17 protein-coding genes and 1 pseudogene are annotated in these 23,050 nt (G+C 41.8%); 11 read left to right on the forward strand and 7 right to left on the reverse strand.

The window, feature by feature from the left end; all coding sequences use genetic code 11:
* Nucleotides 1-93 precede the first annotated feature (93 nt).
* A complete protein-coding gene (locus tag BA1DRAFT_RS12835) occupies nucleotides 94-1,158 on the reverse strand; it encodes a radical SAM protein (RefSeq protein WP_036779748.1) in 1,065 nt (354 codons plus the stop codon).
* Nucleotides 1,159-1,413: 255 nt separating this feature from the next.
* Between BA1DRAFT_RS12835 and BA1DRAFT_RS12840 the strand changes: the two genes are divergently transcribed.
* The 5 genes and pseudogenes from BA1DRAFT_RS12840 to BA1DRAFT_RS12860 all read left to right on the forward strand — a co-directional run bounded on the left by BA1DRAFT_RS12840 (nucleotide 1,414) and on the right by BA1DRAFT_RS12860 (nucleotide 7,137).
* Nucleotides 1,414-3,048, forward strand: a complete 1,635-nt coding sequence (locus BA1DRAFT_RS12840) for a (2,3-dihydroxybenzoyl)adenylate synthase (protein ID WP_036779750.1) — start codon at nucleotides 1,414-1,416, stop codon at nucleotides 3,046-3,048.
* A 23-nt stretch (nucleotides 3,049-3,071) separates the two neighbouring features.
* Nucleotides 3,072-3,692, forward strand: a pseudogene (locus tag BA1DRAFT_RS12845) (isochorismatase family protein); the annotation flags it as partial.
* 70 nt (nucleotides 3,693-3,762) lie between these two features.
* Entirely contained in the window at nucleotides 3,763-4,533 is a 771-nt protein-coding gene (gene dhbA / locus BA1DRAFT_RS12850; RefSeq protein WP_036779753.1) for a 2,3-dihydro-2,3-dihydroxybenzoate dehydrogenase, read from the forward strand.
* A gap of 97 nt (nucleotides 4,534-4,630) precedes the next feature.
* The gene (locus BA1DRAFT_RS12855) at nucleotides 4,631-5,083 is read left to right on the forward strand and encodes a DUF441 domain-containing protein (protein WP_011146947.1); all 453 of its coding nucleotides are present in this window, start codon (nucleotides 4,631-4,633) and stop codon (nucleotides 5,081-5,083) included.
* 5 nt (nucleotides 5,084-5,088) lie between these two features.
* On the forward strand, nucleotides 5,089-7,137 hold the full coding sequence (locus BA1DRAFT_RS12860) for a tRNA(Met) cytidine acetyltransferase TmcA (protein ID WP_036779756.1): 2,049 nt from the start codon (nucleotides 5,089-5,091) through the stop codon (nucleotides 7,135-7,137).
* Here the strand turns inward: BA1DRAFT_RS12860 and BA1DRAFT_RS12865 are convergent.
* From BA1DRAFT_RS12865 to BA1DRAFT_RS12885, 5 genes are all read right to left on the reverse strand, one after another.
* Complete coding sequence (locus tag BA1DRAFT_RS12865; RefSeq protein WP_036779759.1) at nucleotides 7,088-7,276, reverse strand: YpfN family protein; 189 nt, start codon at nucleotides 7,274-7,276, stop codon at nucleotides 7,088-7,090. The genes BA1DRAFT_RS12860 and BA1DRAFT_RS12865 overlap by 50 nt on opposite strands.
* A complete protein-coding gene (locus tag BA1DRAFT_RS12870) occupies nucleotides 7,276-7,938 on the reverse strand; it encodes a M15 family metallopeptidase (RefSeq protein ID WP_338049292.1) in 663 nt (220 codons plus the stop codon). The genes BA1DRAFT_RS12865 and BA1DRAFT_RS12870 overlap by 1 nt, the downstream gene beginning before the upstream one ends.
* Before the next feature lie 11 nt (nucleotides 7,939-7,949).
* Nucleotides 7,950-9,077, reverse strand: a complete 1,128-nt coding sequence (gene dapE, locus BA1DRAFT_RS12875) for a succinyl-diaminopimelate desuccinylase (RefSeq protein WP_036779763.1) — start codon at nucleotides 9,075-9,077, stop codon at nucleotides 7,950-7,952.
* Nucleotide 9,078: 1 nt separating this feature from the next.
* On the reverse strand, nucleotides 9,079-9,462 hold the full coding sequence (locus BA1DRAFT_RS12880; protein WP_036779792.1) for an ArsC family reductase: 384 nt from the start codon (nucleotides 9,460-9,462) through the stop codon (nucleotides 9,079-9,081).
* 238 nt (nucleotides 9,463-9,700) lie between these two features.
* A complete protein-coding gene (locus tag BA1DRAFT_RS12885; RefSeq protein ID WP_011146941.1) occupies nucleotides 9,701-10,336 on the reverse strand; it encodes a response regulator in 636 nt (211 codons plus the stop codon).
* A gap of 592 nt (nucleotides 10,337-10,928) precedes the next feature.
* Here BA1DRAFT_RS12885 and maeB point away from each other — a divergent pair.
* The 5 genes from maeB to BA1DRAFT_RS12910 all read left to right on the forward strand — a co-directional run bounded on the left by maeB (nucleotide 10,929) and on the right by BA1DRAFT_RS12910 (nucleotide 19,989).
* On the forward strand, nucleotides 10,929-13,208 hold the full coding sequence (gene maeB / locus BA1DRAFT_RS12890) for an NADP-dependent oxaloacetate-decarboxylating malate dehydrogenase (RefSeq protein WP_036779765.1): 2,280 nt from the start codon (nucleotides 10,929-10,931) through the stop codon (nucleotides 13,206-13,208).
* A 223-nt stretch (nucleotides 13,209-13,431) separates the two neighbouring features.
* Nucleotides 13,432-14,310, forward strand: coding sequence for a ChaN family lipoprotein (locus BA1DRAFT_RS12895; RefSeq protein ID WP_420865143.1), 879 nt, complete (start codon nucleotides 13,432-13,434; stop codon nucleotides 14,308-14,310).
* A 277-nt stretch (nucleotides 14,311-14,587) separates the two neighbouring features.
* The gene (locus BA1DRAFT_RS12900) at nucleotides 14,588-15,388 is read left to right on the forward strand and encodes an energy transducer TonB (protein WP_036779768.1); all 801 of its coding nucleotides are present in this window, start codon (nucleotides 14,588-14,590) and stop codon (nucleotides 15,386-15,388) included.
* A gap of 131 nt (nucleotides 15,389-15,519) precedes the next feature.
* Nucleotides 15,520-17,577: a S9 family peptidase gene (locus BA1DRAFT_RS12905; protein ID WP_036779796.1), complete on the forward strand. Its 2,058-nt coding sequence runs from the start codon at nucleotides 15,520-15,522 to the stop codon at nucleotides 17,575-17,577.
* 129 nt (nucleotides 17,578-17,706) lie between these two features.
* On the forward strand, nucleotides 17,707-19,989 hold the full coding sequence (locus tag BA1DRAFT_RS12910) for a TonB-dependent receptor domain-containing protein (RefSeq protein WP_036779770.1): 2,283 nt from the start codon (nucleotides 17,707-17,709) through the stop codon (nucleotides 19,987-19,989).
* 31 nt (nucleotides 19,990-20,020) lie between these two features.
* Here the strand turns inward: BA1DRAFT_RS12910 and xseA are convergent, their stop codons facing one another.
* A complete protein-coding gene (xseA, locus tag BA1DRAFT_RS12915) occupies nucleotides 20,021-21,394 on the reverse strand; it encodes an exodeoxyribonuclease VII large subunit (protein WP_036779773.1) in 1,374 nt (457 codons plus the stop codon).
* Between the two features lie 172 nt (nucleotides 21,395-21,566).
* Between xseA and guaB the strand changes: the two genes are divergently transcribed.
* On the forward strand, nucleotides 21,567-23,033 hold the full coding sequence (gene guaB / locus BA1DRAFT_RS12920) for an IMP dehydrogenase (RefSeq protein WP_036779798.1): 1,467 nt from the start codon (nucleotides 21,567-21,569) through the stop codon (nucleotides 23,031-23,033).
* The last annotated feature ends 17 nt before the right edge of the window (nucleotides 23,034-23,050 follow it).

The following is a 23,050-nucleotide window of genomic DNA, read 5'->3' on the forward strand; positions in this document are numbered from 1 at the left end:
AAAAATTTGCTAGCTGAAAAAGAGTTATTTTGCCGATATTCGTTAGTAATAACGTTAAAGTTTGGATTCGATCTTGTTGTATTTTTCATCAAACTATTCCTCAGTTAAGTTAATGGCATTTTTCTCTGCTGAGTAGTAGATGAGATCCAGCCTTTCTTTAGCATTAAATTTCTTCATCACGGGAATGATTTCTTTGTGATAATTATCTAATAGATTCCGGCGTGTGCCTTCGTCTTTATGCAAATGAGCACAGGCTTGGCAGGGGTGAACGATTTTTTCCAGATTAATGTTGCTATCCAGCGGGCGATATTTTTTTAGGATCTTATACGGTCCTTCTGTCCTTAACCATACTTTCATAAAGTCTTCTTCCTGACCTTTAAAAAGTTGAGATACATCGCCTCCTTGCAAACGACCAAGTTTCATTTCGGGAATATGCTCTAATGTCAGCCCACAACAAGCGGAAATTTCACCGTGTGGTGTTAGTACAATATTTTCAAAGACCTGATCGCACCCTTTTGCCAATTGCTGATCCCGGTTTGGCACATCTTTTCGTTCTTCACTGGTGTCATAGAACGGCATCCATGTATTTCGTTGTAAATTAATCTTGTTTTGTTCTTTCAGGCGCTTAATGACCGGGTTCTGTGTGATTTGCGTTGCAATGGCAGAATCAGCGGTATCCTGTTCTACTGTAATCAGTGTTGTAATGTTTTGTTCGGCTAATGCTTCTGCTGCTGCAACTACGTTGTCAAGAGGAATCCATTCACTGTGATCTTTCCCGGTGCTGATGTTCATCTCTGTGATGCCGGCATCTAGTAAATCTTGGGCGATCCTTTGCGCCTTCTCTCTATTTTTTCCCCAATAACCATTAGTCACGCAACGGGTTAATAAGCCATGATCTGAGGCAAAGCGAATAGCTTCAATCAGATCTTTACCCAGTAGGAAACATTCACCACCACTGAAAACGACGAGCTTTAGCCCCGGAAAATTCGCTTTTGAGTGTGTAATAAATTGTTTGATTTCATCCAAGCTTAAACGTGCTTTTACAGAGGGATTACATTCAAAACAACATTCTTTGCAAGCTGCATTGCAAGTATATGTTGTGATCACAGTGGCAGTATTCGGATATTGCTCCCAATACCCGGGAGGAAAGCATGACATAATTTACCCCTTTTAAATTAAAGGTTATACGTTACTAACTATTAGCAGTATAAGTTTATTTTGCAATATGTTGGGTAATATAAATTTGTATTTTGAGCGCTTGCACTAAGTATGACCTGTTACGAAATGTATTTATTTAGAAGCGGCTCACAAAATAGGGATCGAAATATTTCTAGTTGAGGATAAAGTAAATATGTATAAACAGTAATCGAAGACTGTTCAAGATATTGAATAATTATTGTGAGGAATAAAATCATGTCTATTGAATTTACGCCCTGGCCGGTTGAATTAGCAGAACGTTATCGTGAAAAGGGTTATTGGCTGGGTAAGCCATTAACTGACATACTTTATAAACAGTGTCAGATACAACCTGATGTGATTGCTATTATCTGTGGTGACCGTAAATTTAGTTATCATCAACTTGATCAACAATCATCTGCATTAGCCACAAATTTAACTTTAGCGGGAATAAAGCGAGGTGATACTGCTATCGTACAATTACCAAATATAGCTGAATTTTATATTACATTTTTTGCACTACTGAAAATGGGAGTAGTACCTATTAATGCATTATTTAGCCATAATAAATTAGAGTTACTTGCTTATGCACAACAAATTGAACCAAGTCTGATTGTACTTTCGTCAGAACATTCACTTTTGCAGAATAGTGATTTCCTGGAACAATTAAAAACAGATTGTCCACGGCTGAGAAATATCGTCGTTGATGGACGGAAAATACAATATACCAATGAATTATATATCAATGAATTAAAGCCGTGGTTAGAGTCAACAGATTTATCTTTGAATCTTGAGGCGACACGTTCAGATGAGGTCGCTTTTTTTCAACTTTCAGGTGGGAGTACAGGAACACCTAAATTAATTCCAAGGACGCATGACGATTACTATTATAGCGTTAGACGCAGTGTTGAAATTTGTGAGTTGACACAACAAACCCGTTATCTTTGTGCTTTGCCGGCGCAACATAATTATCCGTTGAGTTCTCCGGGAGCGCTTGGCGTATTTTACGCTGGCGGCTGTGTCATATTAGCAACAGATCCTGGGTCTACTACCTGCTTTCCACTAATACGTGAACATCAAGTCACAATGACCTCACTGGTGCCATCGGCTGTTGCGTTATGGATTCAGGCGATTAGGAAATACGAATATTCACTGGAAAGTCTTCAACTATTACAAGTCAGTGGAGCAAAGTTAAGTGAAAGTGTGGCGCGAGTGATACCGAAACTTTTTTCATGTAAGTTGCAACAGATTTTTGGTATGGCCGAAGGGTTAGTATGTTATACCCGGCTTAATGACGATGATGAACGTATATTTACCACTCAGGGGCGTCCAATGAGTGAAGATGATGAGGTGCGTATCGTTGATGATAACGGCAATATACAAGCGCCAGGTTCGACGGGTATGTTAATCGTTCGTGGGCCATATACATTCCGGGGATATTATAAAAGTCCAGAGCACAATGCGAAGGTATTCGACAAAGAAGGTTTTTATTATTGCGGTGATTTAGCCTATATGACTAAAGAGGGTTATGTATGTATTATCGGTCGTGAGAAAGATCAAATTAATCGCGGCGGTGAAAAAATTGCTGCGGAAGAAATTGAATCTTTGCTACTCAAACATGAAGGTGTTATCCATAGTGCTTTAGTTGCGATGCCTGATCCTTTGTTGGGGGAAAAAAGTTGTGCTTTTATCGTGGCGGCTGATCCGAATATAACCGGGTTGCAACTGCGGAAATATTTAAGGGGGTTAGGAATCGCTGAGTATAAATTGCCTGATCGTTTCGAGATGATTGATGTTATGCCTGTTACACCGGTTGGAAAGACCAATAAATTATTATTAAGAAAAATCATTCGAGATAAATTAGAAAATTAATTTAATGACATGAAGGTATTGAAATGACCATTCCATCATTGAAAAATTATAAACTACCTCAGCCGAAAGATTTTCCAGGCAATAAAGCCTCCTGGTTATTAGAACCCCATAAAGCAATCTTGCTTATTCATGATATGCAGGACTATTTCTTGCAATTTTTCGGTAATAATAGCCCTTTAGTGAATAAATTAATTGAAAATATTCATTTGTTGAAACTATTTTGTAAAGAAAAAGAGATTCCCATTATATATACAGCACAACCTAAAGTACAAAGTGATGAAGAGCGAGCATTACTTAATGATATATGGGGAGCTGGCTTAAATAGATCACCACATTTACAGCATATTAGCCATGCTTTAGCTCCTAATAACGATGATATTGTGATAGTTAAGTGGCGTTATAGTGCATTTCAACGTTCTTCGTTGGAAGAAAATATAAAAGAGTTAGGGAGAGATCAATTAATTATTTGCGGAGTGTACGGACATATTGGTTGCATGATTACTGCGGTTGATGCATTCATGAGAGATATAAAGCCTTTTTTAGTGGGTGATGCGATAGCGGATTTTACGCTTGAAGATCACCTTATGGCTTTAAAATATGTTGCTGAAAAATCAGGAATGGTTATGAGTACGAAAGAAATAATTTCATCAGTAAATTTCGATAAATAGAATTTATAAAAAATGCGTAATAAATCGCTATCAAAGAAGAAATAATATGAAAAATAAACAAAATTTACAGATGGATTTTAGCCATAAAACCGTCTGGGTAACGGGAGCGGCACGTGGCATTGGTGAGCAAATTGCCCGTGATTTTACCGCGCTTGGTGCTAATGTAATAGGTTTCGATCGCGTATTTGAGCAAGATGATTTGCCTTATCAATGTATACAACTCGATATTAGTGATCCAGAAAAGGTCGAAATGATTTGTTCCCAACAACTGTCTATCTCAGCCAAATTAGATATTTTGGTTAATGCTGCCGGTATATTGCAATTGGGAAATATTGATGAGCTAAATATTAGTGACTGGCATCGTTGTATTAATGTTAATGCTTCTGGGGCTTTTTATCTATTACGTGCCGTGGTTCCCCATTTTAAACGTCAGCGCAGTGGCGCTATTATCAGCATTAGCTCTAATGCGGCACATGTTCCACGTATGCGAATGGCGGCTTATTGTGCATCAAAATCAGCACTGACAAGTTTAACGCATTGTGTTGGGTTAGAACTCGCGCCGTTTGGTATACGTTGTAATGTTGTATCGCCGGGTTCGACGGATACGCCTATGCAGCGTTCCATGTGGAAAACCGATGATGATGAAAAAAATATGATTAACGGGTATCCTGAGCAATATAAATTGGGTATTCCCCTTGGTAAGATTGCAAGCGTTAATGAAATTTCACATACCGTACTCTTCTTGTCTTCTGATTTGGCAAGCCATATAACGCTACAGGATATTGTGGTTGATGGTGGTGCGACGTTAGCTTGTTAATTGTTTGAATTAATACGAAAATACCCGTTGTTTCTGTAATATAAGGAAAAATTGCCCTCGCCTAATAGGATTAGGCTGTTGTAGGGTATTGAAATCTATGAGTCATCTCGATCCTACTTTACTGGTGCTGCTAGTGTTGGCAGCACTGGGCATCATCAGCCACAACATGACCGTCACGCTTGCAATGCTGCTCTTGCTGGTTATTCGCATAACGCCACTAAATCATTTTTTCCCGTGGGTGGAAAAATATGGGTTGACTATTGGTGTACTTATTTTGACTGTGGGAGTAATGGCGCCTATCGCCAGTGGAAAAATTACGGTACAGGCTGTCCTTAACTCGTTTATGAATTGGAAATCGTTACTCGCGATAGTGATAGGTGTATTAGTGTCATGGTTAGGTAGTCGCGGTGTTTCACTCATGTCTAATCAACCATCGACAGTTGCGGGTTTGTTGGTCGGGACGGTATTAGGCGTTGCCCTGTTTAAAGGTGTTCCTGTGGGGCCGCTGATTGCCGCGGGGATTTTGTCATTGTTGATTGGTAAATCATAGCCGTTATGTTGTCAGAATTGAGTGTGATACAGGCGGAAATGCAGCAGCAAGGGTTTCGTCGTTTGCTGGTGTTGAGTGGAGATTATCATTGGTGCTATTTACAGGCTAATGAGTTAGAGCAGAGATTTACTGGTGATTGGTTATGGATCTCTCATCGTAAACAGAATGCTGTGTTGCCAGAAAAGGCGGTCAGTTTATTAGGTCAGGAATATCTACACGGAATATTTGACGCTACCGAAGGTTTTAATGCGGAAGCTCTGGCGATATTAGCAGGCACATTGAAAGCTGGAAGTTGGTTGGTGATGATGGTTCCATCTTGGCGCCAATGGCGTTATCAACCAGATAAGGATAGCGCACGTTGGAACGAACAGTTAGATGCTATTCCAACGCCGAATTTTGTTCAGCATATTCAGCAGCAAATTGTTAGCGATTCCCAAGTTTTGCTCTGGCGGCAAAATGATCCCTTATGCATCCCTGAATTTCCACAGTACAGCGCGTGGCAACTGCCTGATGGCAACCCAACTGTCAGCCAACATGCCATTTTGGTTCGACTTTTGCGGGCAAATCGGGGGGTATGGGTCATTACTGCGCCAAGAGGGCGAGGTAAATCGACACTTGCTGGTATGTTAATGCAGCAATGGCAGGGAAATTGCTGGTTAACCGCACCGGCGAAGGCGACAACCGAAGTTATCAGGTGCTATGCGGGGGACAAGGGAAAATTCTGGGCCGTAGATAGTTTGCTCAAATATTGTAGACAAAATAGCGTATCAGATATTGATTGGTTGCTTATCGATGAAGCTGCTGCTATTCCAATGCCGCAATTATCTGAGTTGATCAGCTATTTTCCCCGAATATTGTTGACCACAACAGTACAAGGATATGAAGGTACCGGGCGCGGATTTTTACTTAAATTTTGTGTTGGGATTCCTGATAGCCATATCCTGAACCTGACGGCCCCTGTGCGTTGGGCGGAAAATGATCCGCTGGAAAACTGGTTGGAAAACGCTTTACTGTTTGAGGATGCCATTCCTGCCAATAATTCTGATCAGGCGATCAGTTATCACCTCTATCATCAGCAACAATGGATTAAACAGCCTGAATTACTGAGGCAGTTTTACGGCATATTAACCAGCGCTCACTACAAAACTTCACCTTTGGATTTACGGCGTTTACTCGATGCCAAAGGGATGCAATTTGTTGCCGCTCTTAGAAATAATGCCTTGATGGGGGCTTTATGGATGGTTGAAGAAGGTGGGTTGTCGCTTGAGTTAGCCCATGAAATATGGGCTGGCAGGCGTCGTCCAAGGGGAAATCTGGTTGCGCAATCGTTAGCTGCCCATAGCGGTTTACCACAGGCGGCGGTGTTGAAATCTCAACGGATCAGTCGGGTTGCTGTACAGGCTAATAATCGCAGACAGGGTATTGCTCAGGGAATGATCGCGTATCAACGGGAAAGGGCAGAAAAACAAGGCGTGGATTTTATTTCCGTTAGCTTTGGTTATACCGCAGAGCTATGGGTATTGTGGCAGAAATGTGGCTTCCAATTAGTGCGAATGGGAACTCATCTGGAAGCCAGTAGCGGTTGTTATACGGCAATGGCTATTTTTCCCCTGAGTGAACAGGGAATTGTTCTGGGGATTCAAGCTCAGCAACAGCTTGCTCGCGATGCACATTGGCTAGAATCCCAGATTGGATTTAGCTTGCCTGTTGATTACCAGACTGACCATCATCTCAATCGGCATGATTGGCAGGAACTATCAGGTTTTGCATTTGCTCACCGGCCACTTTCCGCTTCATTGCCAGCCGTGCAACGATTGTTGCTGAACAGTGATTTGCCGTTGATTGCGCTGAGAAATCATCTCCAGCAGGAAATGAGTGTTGAGCAATGTGTCTCTGTATTGAGGTTGAGTGGTTACAAAGCATTAGTGCAACTCTGGCGGCGAGAAACCGCACAGGCGTTGTTAAGTCTCGATGAGAAACTTGCCAGAGACTGGCAAGAGTGGACTACGGCTTTTTCTGTGGCCAATCATCTTCATCATCCCACTTGTTATTGAGATCCCGATGAGGAGGCAGTTCCGGTTTGTTGTCCAGAAATTTTTTCACATCCAGGCGACGTAACTCTTTAATGGCATTGAGAAGAACGCCAACCAATAAAATTAAAATAATCCACCAGTAATCAGCTAACCATTGCATTAGGTTATCTCCTGCTCAACGTGGAGGTAATTTTCAAATATATAAGGTAAGTTAGCAGATAACCAGTCAATGCCTGCGATGTCATGTTGTTGCCATACATCCAGCAACATTTGTGGAGTCAGCAATTTTTCCAATTGCTTGGCTAATGGTTGGTAGCTGATATGCCACGGTTCATAAGCGATGTCGCTATTGTGACCGACAAAGGGACGGTAAAAACCGAAATGGGCCATATTCTCGGTTAACCAGTAAGTTAATGGTTCGAAATAACCGCCATTTTCATATTCCCAAGGTTCGAGTAATAACTTCTGGTTATCCGGTAGCATTGTTGGATCATAAATATCCAGCTCTGTTCCCCAGTGATGGCGGCTACCACCGGGCAAAGCGGACCAACGAAGAATTGCCTTACAGCGTTCTCCTTCTGATAATTGGGTGATATCCATTGGTTGGCTGTTTTCATCCAGCACCGGGCGTTCACCACGAAATTTTCCATTCCAGATAGCTTGCTGACGCTGAAAATCGCGGAATGTGCTGGCAGGTTGCAGATTAATGCCGGCCTTTTCAGCGGCTTGTTGCATGGCAAGAAAAGCATTGGCGGCTTCTGGTTGTAATCGGTGATTGCCGGAGAGAGAAATCAAGTGACCAGTAGCCAGGCCGGTTAACATATTTGCTGTGATCACTGGATTAGCTGCTCCATAACGCGTTGATAAATCCGGCTGAGTTGTTGCAGATCGGCGGCGCTAACAGACTCATTAACTTTATGAATTGTTGAATTTAGTGGTCCCAGTTCGACAACTTGAGCGCCCATTTGGGCGATAAATCGGCCATCGGAGGTACCACCACTGGTAGATAATTCAGGTTGGTAGCCACAATACTGGTCTATTGCCTGTATGACAGCATTGACTAACTCACCTTTGGCTGTCAGAAAGGGCTGGCCTGCCAGTATCCACTCAATCGTGTAATTCAGGTGGTGATTTTTTAGGATAGTTTCAACTTGTTCACGAATTTGGCTATCAGTCAGTTCTGTACTGAAACGGAAATTAAATTGAACTTGCACATTTCCAGGGATCACATTATGGCTGCCTGTTCCTGCGTGAATATTGGCAATTTGCATACTGGTCGCCGGGAAAAATTCGTTTCCTTCATCCCAGTGCGTATTGACCAGTGTCTGTAAAGCAGGAAGGACACGGTGGATTGGGTTATCAGCTAAATGCGGATAGGCAACGTGGCCTTGAATACCGTGGACGGTGAGATTCGCAGTCAGGGAACCGCGACGGCCATTTTTCACCATATCGCCAAGGCGATGCTGGCTAGAAGGCTCGCCGATCAGGCAATAATCCAATTGTTCACTGCGGGACATCAGAGCTTCAACCACTTTGACGGTGCCGTGGGTGGCTTTTGCTTCCTCGTCTGAAGTAATAAGGAAGGCCAGACGACCATTATGGTTGGGATAGGAGGCAACGAAACGTTCAGCAGCGACAATCATGGCAGCTAACGAGCCTTTCATATCTGCCGCTCCCCGGCCATATAACATGCCATTACGGATAGTTGGCTCAAATGGGGGATATTCCCACTGAGATTCATCGCCCGCCGGGACGACATCAGTGTGTCCGGCAAAGGCTAACGTCGGGCCTGTGCCGCGATAGGCCCAAAAATTGTTTGTATCGCCAAAGGGCATCCGTTCAACGGTAAAGCCAATTGCTTGCAAGTGGGCGATCATAATATCTTGGCAACCTCTATCGTCCGGGCTGACAGAGGGTTGCTTGATGAGTTGTTGTGCAAGTTCAATTACAGGACAAGTCATTTCAGAGTGCCTCAGCAAAAAATTGCTGATATTCATCCACTTTATAGCCTAATAGGCAATCACCTTTTGCAGAAATTAATAGTGGACGTTTGATAATAGCGGGTTGTTCCAACATCAACGCTTTTGCCGCGTCAGCATTATTAATTGTCGCTCGTTGTTGATCGGTCAGTTTACGCCAAGTTGTACCGCGGGTGTTAATCAATGATTCCCAACCCAGTTTGTCAATAAATGACTGCAAAAGCGCCGCATTTAGTCCATCAACACGATAATCATGAAACAGGTAAGTAATTTCCTGTTCTTCCAGCCAACGGCGGGCTTTTTTTATTGTGTCACAATTCTTAATCCCATAGAGAGTAAAAGCGGGTTGAGAAGATTTATCCAACATCATTTAACAGATCCTTAAAGAAAATTTAAATACCTAAACATAATGCTGGAAAATGCTAGTTTTATCCAGATGATATCCTGATTTTTATTACCGGAGATATCAAAACAGCGGGCCCAATTTTGTTGGCTCGTTTCATAGGATATATTGCTACATAACGTTTGCTACATAACATTTGCTACATAACAACAGTAAGAGCCGATCCTCGGTAATAAGCTCAAGGATCGGTTCGGGAGAAGTATTAGGCTACTCCATTTTTCCTATGTTGCAAATACATGATTGTTGCAGCCAGGCGGGAACGTACATTCAGTTTTTTTAACAAGTTTCTGATGTGTACCTTCACGGTCTCTTCAGAAATAAATAGGACATCCGCAACTTCTTTATTAGTCATGCCACTGGAAACTTCTTTTAATACATCTAACTCACGTTTGGTCAATTCAGATAAAGGATCAACATGTTTATGACGGTTAGCGAGATGTTGGTATATTTTTTCGCTAAATACAGTTTGTCCACGAGCAGCGTGGCGAATACTGCTTAATAACGAATCTAGATCGCTATCTTTAAGTAAGTAGCCATTGGCTCCAGCGTCAATAGCGGCGTAAACATCATTTCGATCATCTGAAACGGATAATACCAGTACATAGGAATTGATCCCTTTTCTACGGATAGATTTAATTGTGTCCACGCCTGAAAGACCATTCATATTGAGATCTATCATAATGACATCAGGTTTCAGCTTGCATGCAATATTTATTGCTTCTTCACCATTGTCAGCTTCTGCTGTCACGGTAAGCGCTCGATCGAGCTCTACAATCTGTTTCAAGCCATGGCGAATGAGAGGGTGGTCATCAACTATCATCACTGAATGGTTATACATTTTCCTTCTCCCTTAATAAGTAAAGCCACGAAATGCAGACTTTGAATTTGATTAAAAGGCAGTAATGAATGGGTCTGCCATAAATTAAATTGCTATGAAAAAATTTTACCAAAACCGATTGATTTACAGAATTGATAGCTCTGTAAGTCCAGAAAGCACATCCTGATATAAAAATATAAATAGCGCAAATTAGTTTGATAAGTAAAAAAAGAAGATGAGTAATTTTCACAAAAAACACATAACTTCCTGGCTTAAAATGATGTTAAAAATCAATAAATTAAATTTGTGATTATTAGATTTGTTTTCTTTTATAAAATTTATTTTAATTGAATTTATATTGAGAGTTTTTTTATGTGATAATTATTGTCGTTATTATAATTTTAGTGATATTGTATGAATGATAATGTTTCTCTCTTTATTTTCCTATATAAAGTAGGGTCGTTAGTGGATAACTTGGGTAGTGTTTTTTATGAGCAAATAAAGTGCTACTTTATTGATAAGGCGCTGTCAATGTTATGATTTGACACACAGTACCTATTATACTGCTCCCGCTCTTACTCCAGATTGTAGATTGTATATAAAGGATCCGACGATGGATGAAAAATTAAAACAGAGTGCATTGGATTTTCACCAGTTTCCACAACCAGGGAAAATCACGATTACTCCGACTAAGCCCCTGACAACTCAGCGAGATTTAGCCTTAGCTTATTCACCAGGTGTTGCCGCGCCTTGCCTGGAAATTGCAGAAGATCCATTAGCGGCTTATAAATATACGGCGCGTGGCAATCTTGTGGCCGTGATATCTAATGGTAGCGCGGTCTTAGGATTGGGGAATATTGGCGCACTGGCAGGTAAGCCAGTGATGGAGGGAAAAGGTGTCCTGTTTAAAAAATTCTCAGGTATTGATGTATTTGATATTGAAGTCGATGAGTCTGATCCTGATAAGTTGATTGATATCATTGCGGCGCTGGAGCCGACATTTGGGGGAATTAACCTCGAAGATATTAAAGCACCGGAGTGTTTCTATATTGAGAAAAAACTTCGGGAAAAAATGAACATTCCGGTATTCCATGATGACCAGCATGGTACAGCGATAATTTGTACCGCTGCTGTTTTGAATGGCTTGCGGATTATGAAAAAAGAGATTTCAGCGGTTCGCTTAGTTGTTTCTGGCGCCGGTGCTGCCTCAATTGCCTGTATGAATTTACTGGTTGCGCTTGGGTTGCAACGCAAAAATATTGTGGTATGCGACTCTAAAGGGGTGATTTATCGCGGTCGCGATAAAAATATGGAAGAGACTAAAGCTGCTTATGCGATTGAAGACAATGGCAGCCGCACATTAAGTGATGTTATCCCTGGTGCGGATATTTTCCTCGGATGTTCCGGCCCTGGCGTGTTGACTCAGGACATGGTGAAAACGATGGCCAAAGATCCACTCATCATGGCATTAGCAAACCCTGAACCGGAAATTTTGCCGCCATTGGCGAAACAAGTTCGCCCTGATGCCATCATTTGTACCGGTCGGTCTGATTATCCGAATCAGGTTAATAATGTGCTCTGTTTCCCGTTTATTTTCCGTGGCGCGCTGGATGTTGGCGCAACAACCATTAACGAGGAGATGAAGCTTGCTTGTGTTCATGCGATTGCTGATTTGGCGCTGGCGGAACAGAGTGAAGAAGTGGCTTCTGCTTATAATGATCAGGATCTGTTTTTTGGTCCTGAATATATTATTCCTAAACCATTTGATCCGCGCCTGATTGTGAAAATTGCCCCGGCAGTTGCCAAAGCGGCAATGGATTCCGGCGTGGCAACCCGTCCGATTAAAGACTTTGGCGCATATATTGAGAAGCTAAATGAGTTTGTCTATAAAACAAACTTGTTTATGAAACCTATTTTTTCGCAGGCTAAGAAAGCGAAAAAGCGTATCGTTTTGGCCGAAGGAGAGGAAGTACGTGTATTGCATGCGACTCAGGAATTGATCTCTCTTGGGCTGGCTTACCCGATTCTCATTGGTCGCCCTAGTGTTATCGAAATGCGTATTCAGAAACTGGGATTGCATATTGAAGCGGGTAAAGACTTTGAAGTCGTTAATAATGAGAATGATCCGCGCTTCAAAAAATACTGGCAGGAATACCATAATATTATGAAACGTCGAGGTGTTTCTGCTGAACAAGCTCGCCGGGCGGTTATCGGTAATCCAACCCTGATTGGGGCGATTATGGTGCTGCGTGGTGAAGCTGATGGTCTGATTTGTGGTACCGTTGGCAGTTACAGTGAACATTACGAGGTTGTGAGAAACGTATTTGGTTTCCGTGATGGGGTTCATACTGCCGGTGCAATGAATGCACTGATGTTGCCAAGCGGTAATACTTTTATTGCGGATACTTATGTCAATAATGATCCAACGCCTGAACAATTGGCCGAGATTACCCTTATGGCGGCAGAAACTATCCGCCGTTTCGGTATCGAACCAAAAGTTGCGCTGCTTTCTCATTCAAGTTTTGGTTCCACTGATTGCCTCTCAGCACGGAAAATGCGCCAGACGCTGGAGTTGGTGAATAAAATGTCACCTTCACTTGAAATTGATGGTGAAATGCATGGTGATGCTGCATTGGTTGAAAGTATTCGCCGTGACATCATGCCAGATAGCCCATTGAAAGGGGCGGCTAATCTGTTAATTATGCCGAATATGGAATCTGCCCGTATTAGTTATAACTTGCTACGTGTCACCAGTTCTGAAGGCGTTACCGTTGGTCCAGTTCTGATGGGGGTTTCCAAACCGGTACACATTTTGACACCAATTTCTTCTGTACGCCGTATCGTTAATATGGTTGCTCTGGCGGCAGTTGAAGCACAAACTCATCCGCTGTAATACTTATTGCCCCTGTTCCCTATATGGACATGGGCTGTTTGTTGTAAACGATTCTTATTATCTATACCTAATAGATTTCGAGTTGCAGCGCGGCGGCAAGTGAACGAATCCCCAGGAGCATAGATAACTATGTGACTGGGGTGAGTGAAAGCAGCCAACAAAGCAGCAGCTTGAAAGATGAAGGGTATATATGATGCGAAAAACATTAATATGGATAATGGACATGATAAAATTTCTCACGACTGTAAAATCTTTTCTGATTATCTGTGGTTTACTGATCTTATCTGGATGTGTATCTGTACAACAAAAACCAACTCTCCAAACGCTTTCACCGGAACTAACTCAGCAAGGGGCTATTATCGATCTTAAAACAGGTCACGCCCTGACCCCTGATGAATTGCTCAATCGATTGGCGCCACATCAGCGGATAGTAGTGGGTGAAAAACATGATAATCCATATCATCATCAGATCGAGCTTTGGCTGGTTCAGCAACTTCCGCGCAAAAGAGAACAGGGTTCGGTTCTGTTAGAGATGATTAACCCTGATCAGCAGCAAAAAGTGAATAAAGTTAAGAGTTGGTTGCAAACTAAGCCTATTGTGCGTGAAAGCCGTATAAAAGAGCTTCTTACATGGCGAGAGGGGTGGCCGTGGGAGTTGTATGGCGGATTGGTCATGGAGCTGATATCTCAGCCTTATCCGTTGCTGTCTGCAAACTTGGATCGCAGTGAAATTAAAGCGGCTTACAGTAACCCTCCGCTCCTCCAGGGGAATATTTCTGTTGCTGAAAATGTTAAAGCGCAGATTAAAGCGGTGATTGAAGATGTCCACGGTGGTGAAATAACGGAACAACAGTTATCTGCCATGACAACTATTCAGCAAATGCGGGATCGCAGAATGGCGGAACAGTTACTTAAAGCGCCGGTTCCCGCCACACTGATTGCGGGTGGATATCATGCAACGAAAGTAATGGGTGTTCCTCTACATGTTAAAGATTTATCGCCCCAAGAGGACCTTGTTGTGTTGATCATGGCTGAAAAAAGCAATCTACTGGATAGCCAATATGCTGATTATGTCTGGTATACGCCAGTAAAGAAACCATAGATATTTTAAACAAATATCCCCGTTATCTTTCAAGTTGTCTCTTTGTTGGCTGCACTCGCTCACCCCGGTCACATAGTTAGCTATGCTCCCGGGGATTCACTCCTTTGCCGTCGCGATACATCTTGAAATCCATAGGGTATAGTGGTCTTTTCCCTTATATAAAGGGCTTTGGCACAAGGATGTGCTCAAGTTAACGATACATGTAAAAATAATTTTCATTAGCATATGAAATTAATTATCATTACTAAATGATAATTAAAATTATGCGCTATCATCCATGTTGACGCTGACACACCCGGCCTTTCAAACGAGTCATTTTAAAAAAGGGCTCGTTTCTGCTATTGCTGCTCATCTCATTTTGGCTGGCTGGATTATCTACCAGCCAGAAGAAATTGCCGTTGATGAACTGATGCCACCGCCGGCGGTGATGATGGAGCTTTCATTGTTGACAGAAGCGACGCATCAGGTACAAAAACAACCTATTGGTATTGAACAGCAACTTTCTGTTGCCAGCCGACAGCAGGAAAGTGAGGTTAATGAGATTAAAACGCCTGAGCTTATGAAAGATGAACAGGCGCAGATTCTGGTGCATAAACCTAAAAAGCAGAAAAAGCGCCATGAAGAGATTAAAAAGACACCACTGGTGAAGCACCAGCAGGTAGAAGAACAAGAGAGTGAAAAATCTCAAAGTAGTGCTGCTATGGTAAGCAGTACTGCCACTTCCACTAATCTGACTTCGCGGGTTGCTGCTGCTTATGACAGTGATTCAAAGGCGGTTGCTGATGCGGATGCGCTATGGCGAGCGGAAGTTATCGGGCATTTAAATCGATATAAACGTTATCCAGAGGATGCACAGAGAAGAAACCGCACGGGTCGGCCTACAGTCAGATTCACGATTGATAAACAGGGCTATGTTACTCACAGTGACTTAGTTCGTCGTTCTGGAACTCATTCTTTAGACAGGGAAGCGAAGCAAGTTCTGGCAAGGGCGCAGCCGTTGCCAGCTCCCCCCAATACCGTTTTAAACGGTAATGAAATTACGATAGAACTTCCGATTGATTTTAGTTTAGTTAATTAATATTTTTGAACGATTTAAGGACAGCATATATGTTAAGGCAGCAAGCGCGATTTGCCCTGAAAACTAAAGGGCTGTTATTGATATTTTTATTGAGCGGCTGGTTGAATTCTGCCGCCGCAGAGGAAGAAATTATGCCACCAAAGGCGATGAAGCAACCACACCATATAACTATTCACGATGATACTCGTATAGATGATTATTACTGGATGCGGGATGATACTCGTAAGGATCAAAAAGTTATTGATTATCTGACCGCCGAAAATAAATATACCGAACAGGTGTTAAAACCCGGTGAACAGTTGCGGGATACGTTATACGAAGAAATGGTTGGCAGGATGAAGCAGGATGATCAATCAGTACCCTATACTTATAATGGGTATATTTATCGGGCAACTTATGAAACTGGCAAAGATTTCCCGATTTATCAGCGTAAACCTGCTGATGGCTCATCAGATTGGCAGGTGCTGGTCGATGGTAATGAGAGAGCCAAAGGGCATGAATATTATCAATTGAGTAATTTTGCGATTACTCCAGATAATAAACGTATTGCGATTGCTGAAGATACGCAGGGGCGCCGTAATTATCAGATCTCTTTTAAAGATATTGCTGACAAACAGTGGAATAACGATGTAATAAACAATACTTCTGGTAATATTGTTTGGGCGAATGATAACAATACGTTGTTTTATGTGCGCAAGCATTCACAAACATTGTTGCCATATCAGGTATTTCGTCATCAATATGGTACTAATACCAGCGAAGATCAGAAGATATATCAGGAAGAAGATGAGCGTTTTTATTTAGGCATATCTAAAAGCACTTCCCGTGATTATATTATGTTGTCGATAACCAGTAATTCGACTTCTGAATATTTGCTGATTGATGCAAACAAACCACAAGCGGAACTGCAACTCTTTTCTCCTCGTAAGGAAGGCCGAGAGTATTATATTGACCATTTCCGCGATCATTTCTACATCCGTTCAAATCATGAAAATGAAACCTATGGGCTTTATCAGACGGACGCCATCAATACGCCGTGGAAAATAGTCATTGCTCCGCAGCAGGATAGTGATCTTGAAGATTTCGATCTGTTTAATGACTGGTTAGTCGTACAGGAACGAACAAAAGGATTACCGACAATTCGTCAAATTAATTGGCAGACACAACAAGAAAAACAGATTAAGTTCGATGATCCAAGTTATATGGCATGGATTGATTACAACCCTGAACCCGATACTGATTTTGTCCGTTATGGTTATTCATCCATGACGACACCAAGCTCAACATTCCAATGGAATATGAAAACAGGTGAGCGGGAATTACTTAAGCAGCAAGAAGTAAAAGGTTTCGATAAACATCATTATGAGAGCCAGCGTATTTGGGTGAAGGCTCGTGATGGCGTTGAAGTTCCTGTCTCTCTGGTTTATCGAAAATCACTGTTTAAAAAAGGCCAAAACCCGATATTAATATATGGTTATGGAGCTTATGGTATCAGCATGGACCCTTCATTTAGCTCACCGCGATTGAGTTTATTAGGTCGGGGCTTTGTTTACGCATTAGTACATGTACGTGGTGGCGGAGAACTGGGTAAGAAATGGTATCTACAGGGTAAAGTCGAAAATAAAATGAATAGTTTTAATGACTTTATCGATGTGACTAAAGCACTGATTGCTCAGAAATATGGTGACAGCAAACGGGTTTATGCGATGGGAGGGAGTGCTGGTGGTTTGCTGATGGGTGCTGTGATTAATCAGGCACCGGAATTATATCGCGGCGTGGTTGCTCAAGTTCCCTTTGTTGATGCCGTGACAACCATGCTTGATCCTTCTATTCCTCTGACAGTAGGAGAATATGAGGAGTGGGGTAATCCTGAAAATAAAGAGGATTATTCCCGGATTAAATCATATAGTCCGTATGACAATATAAAACACCAACGTTACCCAAATTTATTGGTGACGAGTGGATTTTATGATTCCCAAGTGCAATATTGGGAACCGACTAAATGGGTAGCAAAATTACGGGATATGAAGGAAGGTAACTCTATTTTATTATTAGAAACTAATATGAGCGCCGGGCATGGTGGTAAATCAGGCCGATTTAATCGATTAAAAGATACTGCAATGGATTACAGTTTTATTTTGATGCTGGATGACGCTAAAAAGTATTTTCCGCAATTAAAAGATAACTGAAATAAATTATAAATAATATAAATTTGTTATTTGAAGCACTGATAATAATTTATCAGTGCTGAATATTTTTGTTTTCTGAATACTGGTATGTGAGCAAATATTGATTTGTATGCATTTAGGATAATTGAAATGAAAATAATGACAAAGATAGCAGGGGCTAGCGTGGTTTTAATTGGGCTGCAAGGGTTTGCTTATGGTGAGGAAAAGCAAGAGAGGAAATCAGATAAGGTAATGAAGTTCAGTAGCCTTAAGGTTTCTGGTTCGCAGGATGATGCGGAAGTGAGGGCAATGGAAAGGCCCGGTTCTTACAGTTCTAAAGGTGAAGATACAAAACTTCAATCAATGGATAGCATATTACGTAGTATGCCAGGGACTTATACCCAAATAGATCCGGGTCAAGGAACGGTGAGTGTGAATATTCGTGGATTAAGTGGATTTGGTCGAGTAAATATGATGGTTGATGGTGTTAGTCAGAGTTTTTATGGCACATCACCCACCAGCATAACCCACGGTAATAGCCTTCAGAGTCAGTTTGGTTCATTAATTGATCCTAACTTTATTGTCGGTGTGGATATTAGCCGGGGACAATCTGATGGATCTGATAGTGTCAACGCATTAGCAGGTAGTGCTAATTTCCGTACAATTGGTGTTGATGATGTGATATTCAGTGGTAATACACTGGGAATACGTACAAAAATGCTCTATGGCGATAATGGAATTGGTCATAATGGCATGATAGCCGTCGCCAGTAAAACTCAGGCTTTTAGTTCTGAAGGATCAATTGGCGCTATATTGGCCGCCAGTGGACATTCAATTGATGCAAATTATAAAAATGGGGATGGAATATCAAGTGATGAATTTGGTACTAATAAATATTTTAAACAGAAACCAAATTCGCAATTAATGAAATTAAATATTAAGCCAAATGAATTTCATGATATGGAATTAAATGGTCGCTTGTATCACAATAAATTTACCCATCGTCATATTGATAGCGAGGATTTTTATCTGAAATACAACTATAAGCCGTTCAGTGAATTGATTGATATGAAATTGTTGGTTAGCACTAGTGGAAGTGATCAAATATATAATACTGCACTTAATGCGTTAATAAAAAGTAAAACTAAAAATAAGTCAAACACTATTAATCTCAGTAACATCAGCCGTTTTAATTACGGAGATACAGATTTTGATCTGATATTCGGTGGTAAGTTGATGAAAACTGAATATAGTAAGACGACTGATAGTATTTACTCTGATATAGAAGAGGAAGAAAAAAAGAAGGAATATAAAAAGAAAGATAGTGAAGCAAAAGAAAATAATAGTTTCGCACCAAGTGGTAAACAAGATATTGCCAGTATTTATAGTGGATTGAAAATTACTCGTGATATTTACCAAGCTAATATTAATCTTAATTATATTGATTACAGTGTAAAGGGCCATAAACCAGCCTGTGAGCCACGAGTTAACTGTTTCCCTCAAGGTAAAGCCGAATTGAATTTGAAAGAGCGTGGATTTAATCCAAGCGTTCTGCTATCAGCGGAAATCATTCCTGAATTCCAGCCTTTTGTGAGTTATACTCATTCAATGAGAGCGCCGAACGTACAGGAAATCTTCTATGGCAATGAAGGTGGCGCATCAATTAATCCATTCCTGAAAGGAGAAAAAGCAGATACTTATCAAATCGGCTTTAATAGTTACCGTCCAGACATGATTGTAAAAGGAGATACTTTCCGTCTGAAAGCAGCCTGGTATCATACTAAGATAAAGAATTACATCAGTAGTGATTTATATGCTCTGTGTAAAGATGGTAGGGTATGCCAATCTTCGAAATTATCAGAAGAAGATTGGAAGCATGTTGACGCAAATTTTGGTATACATATTTATAGCAATAGCATAACTCCGGTAAGAATGCGCGGTTATGAAGTCTCTGCTGATTATGATGTCGGTGTATTTTATAGCAAGTTGGCTTATAGTCGACAAAAAACAAGCCAACCGACTTCTATTTCTACATCGATTTTTGGGGCAGATCCTGCATCACAATTACCTGAAAGTTTTATGACTTTGGATACAGGGGTTCGCTTATTAGGCGAAAAACTTCGTATTGGAGCGATAGTTAAATATACCGGTAATTCCTATAAGCTAGATTCAGATCCCTATAATCAGGATAGTGATGGGCGAACGGTGATGGAAAAGGAGAAAAAAATTCCAACCGTGGTCGATTTTTACAGTGATTATAAAATAAATAAAAATGTGCTACTTAAATTCTTGGTACAGAATTTGACAAACAGAAACTATTCTGAAGCACTTAATCGTATGAATAATACGGCTGCATTAATGAATGAATCCACTTCTGCTAATCAAACCGCTCGGGGCCGGACCTATATTGCCGGTGCAGAAATCCGTTTCTGACATAGGAAAAATAAGTGGCAAAGGAAGGCCACTATTTCAGATTTGCAGATCGTTTTTTCCGTTCTTTCTTGATTTTCAATACTTCACTTTCAATCCAGCCATCTTGTAAACGGGTTTTCATAGCATCACCAACATGTACCTGTTTGGTTTGTTTTAGTAATTCTCCATCCGGTGTTTGACTGATGCTGTAACCACGGGCCAGTGTTGCCAGAGGGCTAACTGCTTCCATCCGTGAACAGGAAATGGCAAATTTCTCTCTGGAACGGCTGATTTGCCTTTCAATCATTTGTCTTAACCGAAAATCTTGTTGCTGAATCTGTTGGCTATATTGGTGGATCTGCGGACTAGGTTCAGCGTACCAGAGCCGTTGCTGTAATTTCTTATAAGTCAGATCACTTTGTCTCAAATGTCGTTGCAAGCTGTCAGTGAGCCGCTGGCGTAAACTGACTAGTAAATTTTGTTGACGCGCTAGTCGTAAACGAGGATGTTGTTGTTGTAAACGATGAGAGACCAGACTGAAAACACGCTGTTTCTGGGCAAAGAAGTAGTCCATTGCCATTTCCAGCCGTTGTTGCTGCGACTGAATGTGACGTAACAATTCGAGCTGATTACGGCTGACTAACTCAGCCGCCGCTGATGGTGTCGGGGCGCGTAAATCTGCTACAAAGTCAGCAATGGTAACATCCGTTTCATGACCGACTGCACTGACTATCGGAATATCACTGTGAAAAATGGCTCTGGCGACGTGTTCGTCGTTGAAACTCCATAAGTCTTCTAAAGAGCCGCCTCCACGTCCGACAATCAGTACATCACACTCCTGCCGTTCATTGGCTAATTCAATAGCTCGGATAATCTGTAACGGTGCTTCTGTTCCCTGAACCGCTGTCGGATAAATGATGATGGGCAGTGATGGATCACGGCGCTTTAAAATATTCAAAATATCATGCAGGGCTGCGCCACTGGTTGAAGTAATTACACCAAGCTGTTGAGCCGGGGATGGCAATGGTTTTTTATGGCTTTGGTCAAATAACCCTTCTGTGCTGAGTTTTTGTTTCAATAGTTCAAACTGTTGCTGTAACAGACCATCACCGGCGGGTTGCATACTTTCAACAATAAGCTGATAGTCCCCTCTTGGCTCATAAAGCGTAATTGCCGCACGAACCAAAACTTGCTGACCATTTTGCGGCCTGAATGTTACCCGTTGATTGCTATTGCGAAACATCGCCGCTCGCACTTGGGCACGTTCATCTTTTAGCGTGAAATACCAGTGCCCGGAGGAGGGCTGAGAAAAATTGGATATTTCAGCGCTTAGCCAAATTCTGCCCATTTCCATTTCAAGCAGTTGCCGAACCGTCTGATTGAGACGGCTGACAGAAAAAATTCCAGTATTAAAAAGTAGTGACATGTGAGAAAGATCAAATTTCAAAACAATAACTTAATGTGCTGATACTAACCTGCATCATGAAGTAAGCAAGAAATTTTTTAATAAAATGCTGGAGGCAACCGATTACGTTCTGTATAATGCCGCGGCAATATTTTATCCCTTAAATTTTCAGCAGCTTGGTGAGATATTGCTTATGTTACGAATTAAAAAAGAAGCTTTAACCTTTGATGATGTTCTGTTAGTTCCTGCTCACTCTACTGTTCTACCTAACACTGCTGACCTGTCTACTCAACTGACCTCCACCATTCGTCTAAAAGTTCCAATGTTGTCTGCCGCTATGGATACTGTCACTGAATCCGGTTTGGCTATCGCATTGGCTCAAGAAGGTGGCATGGGTTTCATCCATAAAAATATGTCTATTGAGCGTCAGGCAGAAGAAGTTAGCCGAGTCAAAAAACATGAGAGTGGTGTTGTGACAGATCCAGTCACTGTGGCACCTGAAACAACGCTGCGTGAAGTTAAAGAATTGACAGAACGTAATGGTTTTGCGGGTTATCCGGTTGTCACTGGAGGAAATGAGTTGGTTGGTATTATTACTGGCCGTGATGTCCGTTTCGTTACCGATTTGGATCAGCCTGTTACTGCGGTAATGACGCCTAAAGAGCGTCTGGTGACAGTAAAAGAAGCTGAAGCCCGTGAAGTTGTGTTGCAGAAAATGCATGAAAAACGTGTTGAGAAAGCGTTGGTAGTTGATGAAAATTTCCATCTGCTCGGCATGATCACAGTTAAAGATTTTCAGAAAGCAGAACGTAAACCGAACGCCTGTAAGGATGAACGTGGTCGTTTACGTGTTGGTGCCGCGGTTGGCGCTGGTGCTGGCAATGAAGCGCGTATTGATGCATTGGTTGCCGCTGGTGTTGATGTTTTGCTTATTGATTCCTCGCATGGTCATTCAGAAGGGGTACTGCAACGTATCCGTGAAACTCGTGCTAAGTACCCAAATCTACAAATCATTGGTGGTAACGTGGCGACTGGGGAAGGCGCCAAAGCATTGGTAGAGGCTGGCGTCAATGCGGTTAAAGTCGGTATTGGTCCCGGTTCTATCTGTACTACCCGTATTGTTACCGGTGTAGGAGTGCCGCAAATTACCGCTATCTCTGATGCTGTTGAAGCGTTGGAAGGCACTGGTATTCCAGTTATTGCTGATGGCGGCATTCGTTTCTCTGGCGATATTGCCAAAGCTATCGCAGCGGGAGCGTCGTGCGTTATGGTGGGTTCTATGTTGGCAGGGACAGAAGAATCACCAGGAGAAATTGAGCTGTACCAAGGACGTTCATTTAAATCTTACCGTGGCATGGGATCATTAGGGGCGATGTCCAAAGGCTCTTCTGATCGATATTTCCAAACTGATAATGCCGCAGACAAACTGGTACCGGAAGGTATTGAAGGTCGTGTTGCCTACAAAGGCTTGCTGAAAAACATTGTCCATCAGCAAATGGGAGGCTTGCGCTCCTGCATGGGTCTGACTGGCTGTGCAACTATTGATGAATTGAGAACCAAAGCAGAATTTGTTCGCATTAGTGGTGCTGGCATTCAGGAAAGCCACGTTCACGATGTCACCATTATCAAAGAGTCTCCAAACTACCGGTTAGGTTTGTAATCCATATTTGTTGTGGC

It is taken from the genome of Photorhabdus aegyptia (assembly GCF_000612035.1).
Classification (GTDB): Bacteria; Pseudomonadota; Gammaproteobacteria; order Enterobacterales; family Enterobacteriaceae; genus Photorhabdus; species Photorhabdus akhurstii.